The organism is Aquimarina penaris, from assembly GCF_040786285.1.
Lineage (GTDB): Bacteria > Bacteroidota > Bacteroidia > Flavobacteriales > Flavobacteriaceae > Aquimarina.
The window spans coordinates 783,967-801,666 of sequence record NZ_JBFMKQ010000001.1; the positions used below are offsets into that span (position 1 = coordinate 783,967).

Genomic DNA, 17,700 nt, shown 5'->3' on the forward strand with positions numbered 1-17,700 from the left:
TTACATTTTACTATCTAAATATTTACCCGTTTCTTTATGTCCAAAATCAGGTATCATTTTGAAAAAAAGATCAACTATATCTTTCTTGTCCCACTTTTTATTATTCTTCAAAGTCTGGATTTTATTTGTAAAGAAATCTAATCGTTCATTGTCAAAATCTAGATCATTTTTTATGATTCCAAGGTTTTGAAACCTATCCATGTCTAATGTTTCTTTATCGGTAAAAAATTCCTCAAAATCCTTTTCTCCTGTGGTATCGCTTGAAGCAAACAAACACGGCCACTTTTTTTGTTGAGGTAATACTTCTACAAGTTTTCTGGCCTCTTCTTCATCTTTACATAAATAGGGTTCATACCCAAGTTCTTCGAGATATTTTACTGCAATATCAGCAAAGGAAATTAGATCAAGGTTCTCACTTAGTTTAGGAAAAAATATATCCCTATTATTACCAAAAATACAAGACATCAAACAAAGCTCTCCGGATTCTTTTGGTATTACAAAGTATCTTTTAATATCATTAGGAGCTACAATTGGTTGTTTTTTCTTTATTCTTTGATCAAATCCATGAAGTAATGATCCGTCTGAGAATGCTACGTTAGCGAAGCGTGCGGTAGAAATCTTTATATCCTTGCTTCTTCTCATCAAATACATTTCCATGATTCGCTTTGAGGCTCCCATCATGTTAACAGGATTAGCCGCTTTATCTGTAGATACACAAAAATATTTTTTGGTCCCTTTCTTAATAGATTGAAGTAATGTTTTCTCGGTATTGAAAATATTCACGTCGATCATCCTCATCAAAGTATAAGGGTCTTTTTCACTTCTCACATGCTTTAGTGCAGATAAGTTAAGAACATAATCGTATTTTCCATCTGCTTCTATAAAAGCATCATACTCCAGGGACCCGATGTCTAAGGCAAAAGTTCTAAAATCTCCATCTATATACCCAAAAGAACTTCTAATATCTCTTACTAACTCGACCAAGTTGTTTTCACTAATATCGATCACATGTAGTTTTCTTGGGTTTCTTTTAAAGATCTCTTTTGTGACGGCTTGGCCTATGGATCCCGAACCACCAATAACTAAAAAAGATGAAGAAGAAACTATGTTTTTTAATTCAGACTCTTTTTCTGCGATATCTGTAGAAAATAACTCCTGTTTTCTTCCTATTAGCTTTAATATGTTCATCTGGTTTCTAAAGTTTTGCTTATTTTTTAATCTTTTTATTCCTTGGGTTCATCAATTAGGAATAGGGAAGAGTTCCAATCTAAAATATTGGTTTGAAAAATTTTGATTGTTTTTTCTTTACTTAAAACGCTGTATTTAGGCCTCTTTGCAAAAGTAGGGTAATTATCGGTTTTTTTAAGAGTTATAGTTTTAAGTTTTCCAAGAAATCTTAGAATCTCTTTTGTAAAATCATACCATGTTGCTTCCCCTTGATTGCTATAGTGATAAACCCCGTAGTTATGATTATCATCAAGTATTATTTCGAATATAAATTTAGCTAAATCATTAGCATTTGTAGGAGTTCCTGTTTCAGAAGTTGTAATCGTAAGTTCTTTTTCGGTTTCTGATTTTCTTACAATTGTTTTAAAAAAATTATGACCATGCTCTGAATATAACCAAGAAGTTCTTATGATATAAAACCGTTCTAAAATCTCCTGGACATACTGCTCTCCCTTTAACTTAGACGCTCCATACACGTTTATTGGATTAGGTTCATCTTTCTCTGTATATGGTGTGTTTTTTGTTCCGTCGAAAACAAAATCTGTAGAAATATGTATTAATTTGGTGTTTGTTAGCTTACATGCTTCTGCTAAATATTTTACTGCTTCCGCATTTATTCGGAATGCTTTTTCAGTTTCGGTTTCTGCTTTATCTACAGCTGTATAAGCCGCACAATTGATCAAATAGTCAAACTTTTTTTGTTTAAAAAGGCTTTGAATACTGGACTTGTTGGTTATATCAAATTCTCTAGATGTTTTAAAAACCCATTCAATGTTTTGATTATTTTTTGCCACATCCTGAAGGCATTTACCCATTTGCCCATTTGCTCCCGTTACTAGTATCGAAATCATAATTTTGCATTTCTTAACGTTGGCAATATTGCATCCTTTTCTGAAACAATGAGTTCTTTATTACTCAATTTCCAATCGATTTTTAAGTCTTCATCACTGTATATTATTCCTCCTTCAGCTTCTTTATTGTAAAAATTATCACACTTATAGAAAAAATTGGCCGTATCACTTAATACTACAAAACCATGTGCGAAACCTCTAGGGATATATAGTTGTTTTTTATTGTCTTCTGATAATTCTATAGCTATATGTTCTTTATAAGTAGGAGAATCTTTACGTAAATCAACAGCAACATCTAATACTCTTCCTTGCAGCACTCTTACCAATTTAGCTTGTGCATGTTCTCCCAATTGGTAATGCAATGCCCTTATCACCCCTTTTGTTGAAAAAGACTGGTTGTCTTGTACAAAGTTAACTTCTTGAGCTATGAGTTCATTAAACTTATTTTGATTAAAGCTTTCAAAAAAGTAGCCTCTTTCATCTTTAAAAATTGTTGGCTCTACAATAAAACATCCTTTAAGCTTTGTTTCTTTTGCTATCATATTTAGTCCTCTAAAATGCTCATCAGGTGTTTACCATATCCACTCTTGATAAGAGGTTTTGCTAATTCTTTTAATTTGTCTTTAGAAATATAACCCATTCTAAATGCTACCTCTTCTATTGCTCCAATCTTTAGTCCTTGACGCTCTTCTATTACTTGTACAAATTGAGATGCTTGCATTAAAGAATTAAACGTACCTGTATCTAACCACGCTGTTCCTCTATCCAAAATACTCACATTTAGTTTGTTTTTTTCGAGATATACCTTGTTTACATCTGTAATTTCTAATTCTCCTCTATGACTAGGCTTTATATTTTTGGCTATATCTACCACATTATTATCATAAAAATATATTCCGGGTACTGCATAGTTTGATTTAGGCTGTTGAGGTTTTTCTTCAATAGATATGGCTTTTCCTTTATCGTCAAATTCAACTACTCCATAACGTTCTGGATCATGAACATGATAGGCATATATTATTCCTCCATCTGGATCATTATTAGCTTGTAAAAGCTTTGCTAAGCCTGTTCCATAAAAAATATTATCTCCTAAGATCAATGCTACTTTATCATCACCTATAAAATCTGCACCTATTATAAATGCTTCTGCAAGCCCGTTTGGGTTTTCTTGCACAGCGTATTCAAATCTGCAACCAAATTTCTTTCCGTCACCTAATAGTTTTTCAAACAATGGCAAATCATGTGGTGTGGAAATTATCATAATTTCTCTTATCCCTGACCACATTAAACTAGAGAGGGGATAATAGATCATTGGTTTATCATAGACCGGCATTAACTGTTTACTAACGGCCAATGTTAGGGGATGCAATCTTGTTCCAGAACCTCCTGCTAAAATTATACCTTTCATTCTTTAAATGAATTATTGAGAGAGACACCCTCTTATTTCCTTTAACGGGAAAATAATAGTTAGTTGTTATATTTTTTTAGATACCAATGAATTGTTTTTTCAATTCCTGTTTCAAAATTTTCTTCAGCTTTCCAGTCTAACTCATTTTCGATTTTAGAAGCATCAATTGCATACCTGAAATCATGGCCTGGTCTATCGGTAACATAAGTTATAAGATCTTTGTATGAGTTACGGTTGGTTCTTGGGTTAATAGCGTCTAAAATTTCGCATATTTTAGTAGCAATATAAATATTTTCTCTTTCATTTTTGCCCCCAATGTTATAGGTTTCTCCTAATCGCCCATTCTTAAGCACCAAATCTATTCCTTTGCAATGGTCTAAAACATATAACCAATCTCTTATGTTTTTGCCATCACCATAAATGGGTATTTCTTCTTCTTTTAATGCCTTTCTAATAATCGTAGGGATTAGTTTTTCATCATGCTGTCTTGGTCCGTAGTTATTAGAACAGTTTGTTGTTAATACTGGTAATCCATAGGTGTGAAAATAACTTCGAACTAACATATCTGAAGATGCTTTGGAAGCACTATATGGACTATTGGGAGCATAAGGGGTTTCCTCTGTAAAAAGCCCTGTTTTCCCTAAAGTACCATATACTTCATCTGTAGAAATATGCAGAAAACGAGCGTACTCAAATTCTGATTTGATTTGATTTGGACCATCCATCCATGTTTGATAAGCTGCCTGAAGTAAATTAAATGTCCCCACAATATTAGTGTCTACAAATTCTTTTGGACCAGAGATAGAATTATCAACATGAGATTCTGCAGCAAAATGAACAACGGTATTAATTTTGTGTTCAGCAAAAATATTTTTAACTAAATTCCAATCGCAGATATCTCCTTTGATAAAAAAATAATTGATGTTATTGTTTTCTTCAATATTATCCAGATCTGCCGCATAAGTCAATTTATCAAGGTTAATAAGCTTCAAATCATAATCTTTTGATTTAAAGTTTATGTAATTTGACCCTATGAATCCTGCACCACCCGTAATTAAGATGTTTTTCATATTCTCTTCTGGCTCTTTTTTAACGTACTAAGAAAAATATTACAGTTTATTGTTTAGTTTTCAGAAACTACTTGTGTTTCCTGCAAAAATAGGCTAATTATCTGTTTTTTTTAGTTTAATTTAAAGTATTAGACAATAATTCTTCATACACTTTAATCGAAAAGTAATATTAGCAAGCTAAATTATGTTTTTTAAAATCAAAGTGTTTTGTATACTCCGTTTAATTATATGATAAAGATAATCCCTTGCTTTTAAGCTATACATTGTTTTTTCTGTGCAAATAATGTATAAATTGATGGCATATCATTTTAATGTGTTATTTATATTCTTTCCTTTTCATAATTCTTCAAATATGAATTTAATCGAAGAAGTATTAAGATCAAAAATAAAATAGCAGAAAATACAATGGGCAATAACACCAATTTTTTATTTAAAAAATCATCTACTAAAACTCCTTTATTCGGAAATTCAGAAATAATATTAATCGTATTTTTTGTATTCGCTTTTTCATTATTAAGTTCAATTTTTTCATCTTTCAATTTGCTTGCTTGATTTAATAATTCGATCTCCGACATTTGATCTTGTTGGTTGTCGGCTAGATTAATACTTGTACTCCCTTGCGGTTTTTGGGCCTCGAGTATTTTTACTTTTTTATAAAACGCTTGTAATTCATTAATTTCTCCCTGTTGCATTACTATAACCGAATCCTTAAGAGCAATATTACGATCGTTTATCTTTTTCTGTAGTGTGAAGTATTCATTATTTTCTATAGATGTAACAATAGCTTTTTGGCATTTTTTTGCAATTTCGGGTGATGTTGCTTCAATTTTAATTTTATGAAATTTTGCATTTATGTTATTGAAATTTTGCAAAAAATCGTTGTAATCTACTTGCTTTTGAGATATCGAATCCAATTCACTTATAAACGCACTAAATTGTTTTATTCTTTGTGTTTGATCTGAAAATGATTCTATGCTCATTCTTTTAATAGTGAGCGCTTCTATTTCATTAATATGTAGCGCATCAGCAAGGGTTTCATGATCTTTCTGCTGTGCTAATTGATTATAAAACTCAATATTATTATACAATTGTTGGGCACTGTTAAAATTAGGTTCTATAATCATTGAAGATCTGAATACGGGCTGAGATTTATAGTCCCAATAACCACCTATGGCTAAACCTATAAGTACTGCAATTGAAAATTTTAAAAAGTGAAGTCTTAGAAATTTTAGAAACAGGATAAAAAGGTGCAAGATGTATTTAAAGGCGATACTTATACGCTTAAGAAATGTATTAAAAGCATCTCCAATCAATGTAAACAACTGTCCTAAGTCGATTTCTTCAGGGTTATTTTCTTTCATCTGTGTAGGTTCATTTCATTTTAAAGAACTCTGTTACCGAGGATTTAAAATGAATTTTATAAAAAAAATAGATATACAAGAATGCAATAGATTCAGAAAGCATATAATGCTATAAACTGTATCGTATTCTTCGAGAATCTATGAAACATGTTTTTTTGACGATAGGGTAGGAAAAACGTCAATTACGAAATACAAATATTTGTATTTCTCCTAAAAATGATTTAGGATTTTCTTTTAATCTTTAAAAGAATTGGGTGTAAATTAACGAAAAAAAACTCAAAAAATGAAGATGTATTGTTTATTTGTAAAAACTTAACAATTCTATAAACTCGAGAAGTTTTGGACCTTTGTGATTTTAAGATTTTTTAACACAGACAACTATTTTTTCTAACAATTGAACCCATCAAGGATCTAAATCAATTATAATTTTGTAATTACTGTAATTGATAGCTTTTACAATGTATTAAGTTGGTTTTTTATCATAAATTTTTCTCCACCCAATTTTGAGATGCTTTTTCGGATCACAAATTCTTTTTATGCATTATTTGCAAATTCATTCATCTGTTTAAGTAGGTAATTAAAAAAGAAAAATAAAGAAACCAATCCAAAAAGAAGCAATGGTATACTGAACAATTTACGATTTACGATTTTCTTTTTGGTTTTAATAATATCTCCGTAATGCACAAAAGAAAACAAATCTTTATCAAGAAGTATAGTTCTTTCTTGCTCATTAATTAACTCCAGCAAAAGTTCTTTTTTTTGTAATAAAGAAGCTACCGAAACTGTTGGTAATTCTTCTTTATTATTATTAGAAATTATCATTGTTCCTTTTTCGGCTTTGAGTGGATTATTACTTAGATTGGTTAAATATTCCTCTATAAACTGTAAGGTCTTTTTATTTTGCTCTAAGTTAGCTTGTTTCTGCTTTAGAGTAACCGTTATTATTTCGTTATAATAGATGTTTGATCTAATGTATTTTAAAATCGACTCGGTTATCTTATCGTTTGCATCACTTTTATTTTTATAGTCGAAAACTAGTCTGTGATGTTTATAAAAATCTCTAAACTTTTCTTCTTCTACCTGGTTTTCATCATATGCATTCATTACGTCCTTAAAGAACTCCCTATCCTCATAGCGGTGCTGTAAATTATCAAGCACATCGGTTCCTTTTATTATAGGCTCTATGGTTATTTTTTTAATATTCTTTATGTTTTCTTCACTGATTCCGATCTTATTTAGTAAAGCATTATCCTCGAAATTATCCTCTAACTCATTTATAAGATCATATATGTACTTGGTACTATTATATTTTGGTTCAATAATAATTTCTTGAGCATAACTCATAGATGAACCCCGGTAGTTGTCCAGGAAATAACCGATCCCAGTCCCTATAACTAATAAAACGATAAATAAAACAGCCTTTTTCTTATAAAATAGTATTACAGAAATAATATGCTTAAGAAGTTTTCTAAATGATTCTTTAATCATCTTAAAAATCTCCATAAGATTTATCTCATTGTTGTAATTTTCATTACTCATAATATTATCTTTCTTTAAATATTTGTTCGATTATTTTTTCGGTAATAAGGTATGTAGGTTTTACTCCTGTAGTACCTAATCCTCCCGAGGCCAGTGTGCTTCCTGTCTCTAGCGGGTTATCTGATGCATAGTATGCATAGCGTACTTTGACCTTAGGACTTATACTTCCTCTTAGTTTTGATGCAGATTGTATTGCTTTTTGGTAATGAGCGCCTTCCATTTCTAGCCCAATCACATTCCATGTAGAATCATGAAAGAACTTTAAAATATCTCTGTTTTGTAGAGAAGTACCTAAAACGGTGATCATAGCTCCATCGTAGATGTCGATCCCACTGCCTTCTAGATCTCTCTTTTTTAATTGGTTTTTAAACGGGTAATTATCGGCTGTGCCCTCAAAAACATGAGCAGAAGGAATCATAATATCTCCTTTTCCTCCTTCGAGAATACCTGCTTTTCCCATAATAGAGACTGATTTAACATCCATATGAGTTTTACTTCCCTGAACCACTGAGTAAGGTTTCAATAGTTCATCCATAGTTTCATATGCTTGTTCACCAAATGCATAATCCATTACAATGATAACCGGTTTATCCTTATCTTCTAAATCGGCAATTAAACTAGCATACTCCCCTTCTGTATATTTAGCAGTATCAAACAGTTGAACATTAATATTTGCGCCACTTTGATCTTCTATATATGTCATTCCTTTTTGCAACGCTAACTTCTCAACTCTTGCTCTTAGCTTGTCATTTTTGTTATCACTTAATGACTCATAAATATCAAAAGTGTCCTTATTCTTTAGTTCTGTTTTTAATGCAATAGGCGCATATAAAGCATTCATTACGCTATGCATGTTTGCACTGATAATGTGAATTGGCCTATCAAACAAGTTTAGTTCTTCTAATCTGTTCTTGATCGCGTTTGCCCATATTTCACCATGAATATGGTGCCCTAACCTTTCTCTTAAGACGGGACTAAAGGTTACTATACGTTTTTGGTCCTCTATTGATTCGTCTATCGCTAACTTACCTAACCAATAAATAATGTGTAAAAACCGCTCTTTATTTTCTGGGCATGAGAAATCGCTGTAAATTGAAGATACTTCTTCAAAAGTGCGTCCCAATATATTTGCAGTATGCGTTAATGCCACTTCTCTTTCGGCCTTGGTCAACTCTTTCTTGGTGGTTAACACCGCTTTTTCAAGTTTTTGCCAATCACGAGTTACATTACCTTGCTCATTAATCACCACACGATTCATAATCTTATGCGATTCTATAAACAGAAATGTGAGGTGCGTAAGGATGTCATAAATTTCAGAGCGTCCACGAGTGATCTCTATATTCATCTGTTCTTCGTCGATACGATAACAGTTTCTACGTCTCTTAGGCGGAACTATCGCTTTAAAATGAGAGTTTTTATATCCTTCTTCACTTGTGAGATTTATATATCTGCACTCTTCTATACCAAAAGGTAAACGATCTATAACATAAAGTAAACCATTAAGTTCTACTTTTTCTTCTGCAACAGAACCATAAATTTCGGGGCGTAGCGTAAGCAAAGCTTCTCTAAGAGTTTCGCCAGAGACACCCATGGGTTTATAAAAACCTCTATTGAAAAGATGACGCATAGTGATGTACATGCGTTCTATTGCGCTCGAACTCTCTTGAGCCCTTGTTCTTCCTTGTAGTATACGATTTGCCATAAATTTTTCCTAGCAAATATAAGTATACTAACCGAAGATTTAAATTCAATTCCTATTATTTGTTGATCATTGCAGAAAGTGCATCTGCAATATTTCTGTCATTAGAAAGTCTTGGTAGTTTATTTTGCCCTCCTAACTTACCTATAGATTTCATATAATTCTTAAATCCATCTTTTGGAACAGCCTTTATTTTTAGGGTTCTCAGAATCTTTCCTTCTATCAAATCATCATAATAAGAATTCTGTTTTCGAAGCGAATTGTCTATTGCTAATGCTAGTGTTTCGATGTCCTTGGGCGTTTCACTAAATTCTATAAACCACTCGTGATAAGGCAATTCTGAATCATCTGGATTCACCTGTGGTGCTACTGTAAAATCGTTAATTAATACTCCATTTGCTTCTGCCCCGTTTTTAAGTGCTACTTCGACTTCTTTTCCGATGACATGTTCTCCAAAAGCCGAAATAAAGTGCTTTATCCTTCCTGATACTACAACTCTGTATGGAGAAGTACTAGTAAACATTACGGTATCGCCTACATTATACGCCCACAATCCTGCGGTAGTAGAAACCAACATCACATAATTAACTCCTTTTTCTACTTCGCCGATAGTTAATCGCTTGGGGGTTTCTTCAAAAAACTCATCTGCCTTTACAAATTCATAAAACATACCCGAATCCAATTGCAGCAACATCCCTTTTTCATTCTGTTTATCCTGAAAAGCAAAGAAACCTTCAGAAGCAGGATATAATTCTATACTCGCCACTTTTCTTCCAATAAGTTTTTCGAAAGTACTTTTGTAGGGTTCAAAGTTCACACCTCCATAAATAAACAACTCAAATCCTTTGAAGAGTTCTCCTATGGTTTTATTTGTTTTTTGCTGAAGTTTTTCAAAATACATCTGTACCCATGGTGGAATACCACTAATCACCGTCATGTTTTTATCTACCGTCTCTTCAACAATGGCATCTACTTTTTGTTCCCAGTCTTCTATACAATTGGTCTCCAAGCTTGGCATCCGGTTTTTTTGTAGATACTTTGGTACGTAGTGTGCCACTATTCCTGATAGTCTACCCAATTTTACACCATTTTGCTCACTAAGTTCTGGGCTCCCTTGTAGGAATATCATACTACCATCTACAAAATCAGTTTTTCCCGATTCTTCAATATAGCATAATATTGCATTGCGAGCGGCTCTGATATGGGTGGGTATAGAATCCTTGGTGAGTGGTATATATTTTGCTCCACTTGTGGTTCCTGAAGTTTTGGCAAAATATAATGGTTTTCCTGGCCATAATATATCTTTCTCTCCGTCAACCACTCGGTTCACATATGGTTTTAATTCTTCATAATCTCGTATGGGAACATTCTTAGCAAAATCTGAAAAGGTTTTTACCTCTTTAAAATTATGATCTATACCGAATGCTGTATCTCTGGCACTCTCTATGAGGTTTTTAAAAACACGTTCTTGCGTTTTTACCGGATGTGATGCCCATTTATTAATTCTTTTGCGAATGCGTTTGGCAAAAATCTTAGCACCGAATGCTTTTATAGACATAGATAATTATTGTTCAAAATCAATAAAGTTAGATGGGTCTGTAGGATATCCATCTCTCCATAACTCAAAATGTAAATGGGGCCCTGTAGATAGTTCTCCTGTAGAACCAGCAGTGGCAATTACTTCTCCAGATTTTACCTGTTCTCCCTGCTGTTTTGCAAGAGATGCATTATGTTTATACACTGTAAGAAGGTTGTTATTGTGCTTAACTATGATTACGTGGCCGGTTTCTGCAGTCCATTCGGCAAAAATTACCGTGCCCGAAGAAGCGGCCTTTACTGGTGTATCTTTAGGAACGGCAACATCTATACCGTAGTGTTTCTCATTTACACTATATCCAGAAGTAATGCTTCCTTTTACGGGTGGAAATAGTGAGAAATCTGTACTTGATTTTTCGCTTTCGAACAAACTGTACTTGTCTTCTTTGGATACTTCTTCTCTAAGTTGAATGTCCTGCTCAGAAGGCGCCAAATCTATCTCTTCGGGATTGATTTTTTGGGCCTGTACGGCAGAATCAATATCAAATTCTACTGTTTTAACATCTCCCGTAAGTACTTTTTTAATCGACTTATAATATTCTTGATTTATGGTAATTCTGGACTCTAACGAATCCGTAGTCGCAACTAATTGAGTTGCTTTCAGATTTAGTGATGTCGAAGAGTATCCCGGGATATATTCCCTTAATGGGGTAAAAGCAATTAAAAAGGTGGTTCCTGCTACCAAAACTATCGAAGTGATTGTAACCAATACGAAAACATTAAGCCTGTTTAGCTTAAAGGATATTCTCTCTTCAAAAGTATCTTCATTAAGGATAACCAAACGATACTTATTAAGCAGCTTTCTGGCAATTCTCTTTTGTTCTTTTTTCTTTTTAGCCATAGATTACATCGTATACCATAAATGATATCAAAAAAAGTATATTAATCGCAAATATACATATTCTTGTAATTAAAGAATATAACGCAAACGATTAATAAATCGTTTGAATAATCAAAAAATAACATTGCCCACACTTGTTTTTAACAGTTTAAAAATGGTATTAACATTATTCTTACTAACTTTGCACTCTAATAGTTTAGATCATGATGTCATTAAGTATATTTTTAGGAATGATTGGCCCATGGCAAATTGCCTTAATTGTAGCCATTGTATTGCTTTTATTTGGAGGAAAGAAAATCCCCGAATTAATGAGAGGCCTTGGTAGCGGTATAAAAGAATTTAAGGATGCATCGAAAGAAGAAGAGGATCCTAAAATTGATGAGAAAAAGTAATTTTTGTAATCAAATGTATAAATCAAACCCAACTCGTATGAGTTGGGTTTTTTGTTACATCTACATCTAAAACATAGGTCACTACTTCTTTAAAATAAAAAAATCATAAATAGGTGTGATATTTTGATACTTAGCTATACTTATACAGTATAACTAAAATCATATAGCCATGAAACAGCCGAAAAATAGATTCGTTTTTTTTCTACGTAAATTCTTTCAATTTCATAAACGTGAAGTCAAGCAGTTTAATGCCATTTTAGGTGTTAAATCTAATGTATCATCATGCAAAAGTTAATCCCTTTTAATTAAAAAGCTATGTATGACTACCATTCTCAGCAATAACATTGCTGATCTGCTACTCATTTTTATTTCTACTTACATCTTTAGTATCTCCCCGCCTAAAAAAGGCGAGGAGTTTATAAAGATTATGAAATATCTAATCTATAAGTGATAGTTGGATTCTCTTTCTGTTTAGATCAACATCTAGTACTGTAACCATGAGATGTTGATGTAATTGAACCACGGCATTTACATCACTTATATATTCATTTGCCAGTTTTGAGATATGGATCAGTCCGCTTTCTTTCACTCCTATATCCACAAAACAACCAAAATTTGTAATGTTGTTTACGATTCCTGGTAGTTTCATACCAGATTTTATATCTGCTATAGTTTTCACATTAGGGTCGAATTCGAAAACAGTAACTTTTTTTCTTGGATCCACTCCTGGTTTTTCTAATTCCTTAACAATATCGGTTAACGTAGGAAGTCCAACCTCATCTGTAATATAGCTTTGTAGTTTGATCTTTTTTATGGCCTCTTTGTTTCCTATCAATTCATGAAGAGGAACACCTGCATCTTTTGCCATCGCAGAAACCAACGTATATCGTTCTGGATGTACTGCCGAATTATCTAATGGGTTTTTAGGGCTAGTAATTCTAAGAAATGCTGCCGCTTGTTCATATGCTTTACCTCCTAGTCTTGGTACTTTTTTAAGTTCTTCACGAGATTGTAACGCTCCATTTTCTGATCTGTATGCTACAATGTTTTCGGCTAGCTTTTCTCCAATACCAGAAACATAACTTAACAAAGGTACACTTGCTGTATTTACGTTAATCCCCACACTATTTACACAACTCATCACTACTGTATCTAATTCATTTCTAAGCTTGGACTGATCTACATCGTGTTGATATTGCCCTACTCCTATCGACTTTGGGTCGATTTTCACCAGTTCGGCTAAGGGGTCGGCCAATCGTCTACCAATAGAAACTGCGCCGCGCACTGTTACATCATAGTTCGGAAACTCGGCTCTAGCTATTTTAGAGGCCGAATATACAGACGCCCCACTTTCGTTTACCATAAACACCTGGATAGGGTTTTCAAAAGGTATTTTCTTTATAAAAGCTTCAGTTTCCCTGGCAGCGGTTCCGTTTCCTATGGCTATTGCTTCTATTTTATATGCATTTACAAGAGAACGTATCTTTTTTATAGCTACTGTAGTTTCTCGTTGTGGTGGATGTGGATATATATTCTCATTATGCAAAAGATCTCCTTGTTTGTCCAAACAAACCACTTTACAACCCGATTTAAATCCAGGATCTAATGCCAGTACTCTTTTTTGACCCAGAGGAGAAGCTAATAAAAGCTGTTTTAAGTTTTGCGCAAATACTTTGATCGCATTGTCATCGGCTTTTTCTTTTGCCTGATTTAATATTTCGGTTGAAATTGCTGGCGATAGTAATCGTTTATAGGCATCAGAAATCGCTAAAAACATATGATCTGTACACGCTTCGATATTTGTTTTGATCATTACATCATCTATAATATCTAACGCATCTCCTTCTGGAACTGTGATCTTAACCCTTACAATTTTTTCATTCTCTGCTCTTAAAATTGCTAATAATCGATGCGAAGGGCATTTGTGTAATGGTTCATCCCAATCAAAATACTGTTGGTATTTCTGGGCTTCGTCATCGTCTTTTTTGGTTTTGATTACTGCCGAAGCTATCGTTGCTTTTCGCTCGTATAATCTTCGCAATCTCTTTCTAATTTTTTCATCTTCATTAATCCACTCTGCAATAATGTCTCTGGCTCCTTGCAGCGCCAACTCTTCGTTTAGGATCGTATCATTTAGGTATTGCGAAGCCACAAAAAGTACCTCTTCTTCTCTTTGCTGTATGATGATCTTTGCCAGGGGCTCAAGACCTTGCTCTCTTGCAGCAGTAGCTTTTGTTTTTCTCTTTTTCTTATATGGTAAATAAAGATCCTCTACCTGAGTAAGAGTTTCTGCAGTTTCTATCTTCTTTTGCAGTTCTGGGGTTAAGGCTTCCTGTTCTTTGATTGCCGAAAGAACACTTTCTTTTCTTTTTTGAAGGGCTTCAAAAGCCAATTTGTACTTTACGATTTCACCAATAGCTACCTCGTCGAGATCACCTGTCATCTCTTTACGGTATCTCGAAATAAATGGAATAGTAGCCCCATCATCCAACAAAGAAACAGTTTTGGTTATTTGTTTTTCTGAAATCGGAAGATGTTTAGCGATATAGGAAACGGTATTCATAAATTTACTTTTAGAATCGCTAAATATAATGCCAATTTGAAAAGATTATTTTATACCAGACCAAAAAGTTTTCTACAATTCTGCATCATATAACCTTACAAGCTTCATTAAGAATGTATTCTGGTCAAAGTTTGTTCTGAAATAAGAGCTCAAAATACAAGAATGGTAAAAATAAGACTTGGTATTTGTTTCTATCGCAAGAGTAATATACGATCTGTTTGTATCTTGATTTTTTTCATTCAAAATTCGTCAATTCGAGTGCTTCGACCGAAGGAAGATGTGTACTTCGACTGGCTCAGCAGAGCTATCAAGAATAGGATTTTGGATCCAAAAAGCTATTCTCGATACAATTTTTCTCCATTTCATTCTGAAAAATTACTCGAATTGACGCTTTTTCTTAACATTTCTTTCATAATTCACAACGAGTAATATACTATTATTCGAACCTAATGGTCTTGATAATTGCTTCGAGTTCAAACATGTTATCTCTTTTATATACCGAAGGGGCAAACACAAAACCTTCTAACACCATCAATCTGTTATTTGGAGTGTCCTCAATTACATAATTTACAAAAGGTCCTGCCATAAATCTATCTTTTATCTCCCAGGTTCCTTTAGTCTCAAAGGTAAATCTACCATCTAACTTTGTTTCATAAAGATAGGGGGCATAGGCTTCTTCTGTAATAAATTTACCCGTTCCTGTTTCTGAAGCCGGAATCTTTAATTTACCTATAGAATCTCTCATTTTAATAATACTACCAATAGTATTAGAATCTTTTGAAACAGTGCCTAATGGTAATTCATAGACCATTAGATTCATGCTTCCGTGAGGAATATCTTTTCGGATCCAAAAAAACTTATCTTCTTCTATAGCTACACGATATGCCGAAGGTATATTTATGTTAACACCCAATTTTTCTTTTAACTGCGGAATTTTCTCAAGAGATTTTTTTATTCGAGCTTGTTTTTCCCTCGTTTCTATACGCTTAAATTTTGAAACGATTGTTTCATGATTTTCTTTTATGAAAGCAATGATCTCATTTTCGGTTCCTGAAAAGACTGCCCCCAATTGTGGTGTGGCATACTTGTTCTCTAAAAGAGTAAAGTTGTTGTTTTTCCCTTTATTGATCCAAAGGAAGGTTCTGTTTTTTCGTGCCAAACCAGAAAATGCTGCTACCGGCATCTGGCGCATTGAGAACAAAGGTTCTTCTTGGGGTAATCCTGGCACTTCGGCTCCAAAATATTTGCGAATCGTATCTCCCAAACTTCCTTTCCATACTTCATTATCAATAACAACAGATAACTCATTAATTTTACCTACAGAATGAGCCATGGCTCCCTGAAATTTTTGACTCTTATCTTTTTTTGTTTCTGTACAACTAAGAATACAAAACAGGCCAATAATAGCTAGTGATAGTTTTTTCATACAACGAATATTTGCGGTTATGACTTAGAAAGCTTCAGTTTCATACCTGGTTTTATACCGCTACCGCTAATATCGTTCCAAATTTTAAGATTTTCGACAGAAACGCCTTTAAATTTTTGTGAAATACTCCACAACGTGTCCCCAGATTTCACTGTATACATTTCTGAAGTACTTGCCACTGCCTTTGATACCTTCGGTTTTGTGCTTTGTGGCTTATTCACTACAGGTCTACGAGGATAAATGGTAAGGCGCTGCCCAATTCTAAGATTATTACTTCGTAAACCATTCCATTTTTTTATACTGCTCACCCTAACACCATATCTTCTTGCAATTTTTCCTAAAAAATCACCACTACGTACTCGATATCGAATTCTGTCGTTGGCTTCAAAATACTTAGGAAGTGGTTTTTCTCGTTTATCAAATTCGGCTTTAGCCAGAGTATACACTTTGTCTTCATTAGCTACAAAAGGTCCTATCTTATCGAGAGGTAATCGCAAAACATAGTCTTCGTCTTTGATAAATGGAATAATATCTAATTTATATGAAGGATTTAAGAACTGTAATTCTTCAATATCAATATTCATATATTCAGAAACCTGATCGAGCGTAATCATTTGCTTTACTCGTATGGTATCGGTTTCAAAGTATGCAAACTCTGGTGTTCTTGGTTTAAAATTGTGCTTATCTGCATATTCAAAAATATACATTGTAGCCAAAAAGGCTGGCAAGTATCCCGCTGTCTCTCTAGGAAGATTGTGTCTTATATTCCAATAATTTGTTTGCCCACCACTACGCCTAATCGCTTTAGTCACATTACCGGGTCCCGAATTATAGGATGCCAAAGCTAGATCCCAATCTCCAAATACTTTATATAGATTAGATAGATATTGACAAGCAGCTTTGGTCGCCATAATCGGATCCATGCGCTCATCTACATATGAACTTACCTCTAATCCGAACATTTTACCAGTACCGAACATAAATTGCCATAATCCTGTAGCTCCAACTCTGGATTTTGCTCTTGGCTTTAAAGCCGATTCGACGATGGCGAGGTATTTTATCTCTAACGGAATATTTTGATTGTCTAATTCTTGCTCAAACAATGGAAAATAAAATTTACTAAGCGCCATTAACCGCTCTAAATGCTCATGACGGTTTTTTAAATAATTTTTTATTACACTCTCTAAAGACGGATTGTACTCTACATTAAAAGGGGTTCTGGCATTTAGTTCTTTTAGCCTTGCTTTTAGGGTATCGGTAGGTAAATCTATATACTCTACTGGTTCATAGGTTAACTCTGCTATCGATTTTTGTATCGTATCAAAAAGCGAAGAGTTGTATAATTCTTGTTTCCAAAGAGAATCTAATTTTGACATCTTTGGATAATCATTCGCCAGATAAAGGGTGGTGTCTTTTACACTTGTAGATGTTATTGTGGTTTCTTGCAATTCGCCCGTGGTTTTAATGACTGTTGTGGTGTCGACTACCTGAACAGTATTTTGGGTTAATTCTGGTGTTTTGTTACTTAAATTTTCTTTAGTCTCACTTGGGTTGTATGCTTTCTGTCCCATCAATGAAAATGAAGCCAACAGAAAAGAAAGAAATAATGTGCAATACTTGTTCATGTTACAAATGCGTTTACTTTTTAATTCTAAGAAAATTTTGGGGCTATTTGCACGGTTTTTAACAGGTTATCAACAGTACAGCAGCGAAAATCGCATTTTTTT

At 33.6% G+C, this 17,700-nt stretch carries 14 protein-coding genes; 1 reads left to right on the forward strand and 13 read right to left on the reverse strand.

From position 1 onward, the window contains the following. The 10 genes from ABW637_RS03205 to ABW637_RS03250 all read right to left on the reverse strand — a co-directional run bounded on the left by ABW637_RS03205 (position 1) and on the right by ABW637_RS03250 (position 11,592). The gene (locus tag ABW637_RS03205) at positions 1-1,188 is read right to left on the reverse strand and encodes a UDP-N-acetylglucosamine 4,6-dehydratase (protein WP_367583189.1); all 1,188 of its coding nucleotides are present in this window, start codon (positions 1,186-1,188) and stop codon (positions 1-3) included. 35 nt (positions 1,189-1,223) lie between these two features. Beyond that, positions 1,224-2,078 (reverse strand): dTDP-4-dehydrorhamnose reductase, encoded by an 855-nt coding sequence (rfbD, locus tag ABW637_RS03210; RefSeq protein WP_367583190.1) that lies wholly within the window; start codon positions 2,076-2,078, stop codon positions 1,224-1,226. Then, on the reverse strand, positions 2,075-2,620 hold the full coding sequence (gene rfbC, locus ABW637_RS03215; protein ID WP_367583191.1) for a dTDP-4-dehydrorhamnose 3,5-epimerase: 546 nt from the start codon (positions 2,618-2,620) through the stop codon (positions 2,075-2,077). Before rfbC ends, rfbD begins: the two co-directional genes overlap by 4 nt. Positions 2,621-2,622: 2 nt before the next feature. Further along, positions 2,623-3,486: a glucose-1-phosphate thymidylyltransferase RfbA gene (gene rfbA / locus ABW637_RS03220; RefSeq protein ID WP_367583192.1), complete on the reverse strand. Its 864-nt coding sequence runs from the start codon at positions 3,484-3,486 to the stop codon at positions 2,623-2,625. Positions 3,487-3,545: 59 nt separating this feature from the next. Then, on the reverse strand, positions 3,546-4,556 hold the full coding sequence (gene rfbB / locus ABW637_RS03225) for a dTDP-glucose 4,6-dehydratase (protein ID WP_367583193.1): 1,011 nt from the start codon (positions 4,554-4,556) through the stop codon (positions 3,546-3,548). Positions 4,557-4,876: 320 nt separating this feature from the next. Beyond that, entirely contained in the window at positions 4,877-5,917 is a 1,041-nt protein-coding gene (locus ABW637_RS03230) for a hypothetical protein (RefSeq protein ID WP_367583194.1), read from the reverse strand. A 534-nt stretch (positions 5,918-6,451) separates the two neighbouring features. Next, positions 6,452-7,456, reverse strand: coding sequence for a hypothetical protein (locus tag ABW637_RS03235; RefSeq protein ID WP_367583195.1), 1,005 nt, complete (start codon positions 7,454-7,456; stop codon positions 6,452-6,454). Between the two features lie 4 nt (positions 7,457-7,460). Then, positions 7,461-9,158 carry a DUF6909 family protein gene (locus tag ABW637_RS03240; RefSeq protein ID WP_367583196.1) on the reverse strand — a complete coding sequence of 566 codons (1,698 nt, stop codon included), beginning with the start codon at positions 9,156-9,158 and terminating at the stop codon, positions 7,461-7,463. Between the two features lie 55 nt (positions 9,159-9,213). After that, complete coding sequence (locus ABW637_RS03245; protein ID WP_367583197.1) at positions 9,214-10,713, reverse strand: GH3 auxin-responsive promoter family protein; 1,500 nt, start codon at positions 10,711-10,713, stop codon at positions 9,214-9,216. A 6-nt stretch (positions 10,714-10,719) separates the two neighbouring features. Next, positions 10,720-11,592: a M23 family metallopeptidase gene (locus ABW637_RS03250; protein ID WP_367583198.1), complete on the reverse strand. Its 873-nt coding sequence runs from the start codon at positions 11,590-11,592 to the stop codon at positions 10,720-10,722. Positions 11,593-11,795: 203 nt separating this feature from the next. On the opposite strand from ABW637_RS03250, the gene ABW637_RS03255 reads away from it, so the two are divergent. Next, a complete protein-coding gene (locus ABW637_RS03255) occupies positions 11,796-11,984 on the forward strand; it encodes a twin-arginine translocase TatA/TatE family subunit (RefSeq protein ID WP_367583199.1) in 189 nt (62 codons plus the stop codon). 436 nt (positions 11,985-12,420) lie between these two features. Here ABW637_RS03255 and ABW637_RS03260 read toward each other — a convergent pair whose 3' ends face one another. From ABW637_RS03260 to ABW637_RS03270, 3 genes are all read right to left on the reverse strand, one after another. Then, positions 12,421-14,547, reverse strand: coding sequence for a Tex family protein (locus ABW637_RS03260; protein WP_367583200.1), 2,127 nt, complete (start codon positions 14,545-14,547; stop codon positions 12,421-12,423). A 436-nt stretch (positions 14,548-14,983) separates the two neighbouring features. Then, on the reverse strand, positions 14,984-15,973 hold the full coding sequence (locus ABW637_RS03265; RefSeq protein ID WP_367583201.1) for a DUF4837 family protein: 990 nt from the start codon (positions 15,971-15,973) through the stop codon (positions 14,984-14,986). A 17-nt stretch (positions 15,974-15,990) separates the two neighbouring features. Further along, positions 15,991-17,598, reverse strand: a complete 1,608-nt coding sequence (locus tag ABW637_RS03270) for a lytic transglycosylase domain-containing protein (protein ID WP_367583202.1) — start codon at positions 17,596-17,598, stop codon at positions 15,991-15,993. Positions 17,599-17,700: the final 102 nt, after the last annotated feature.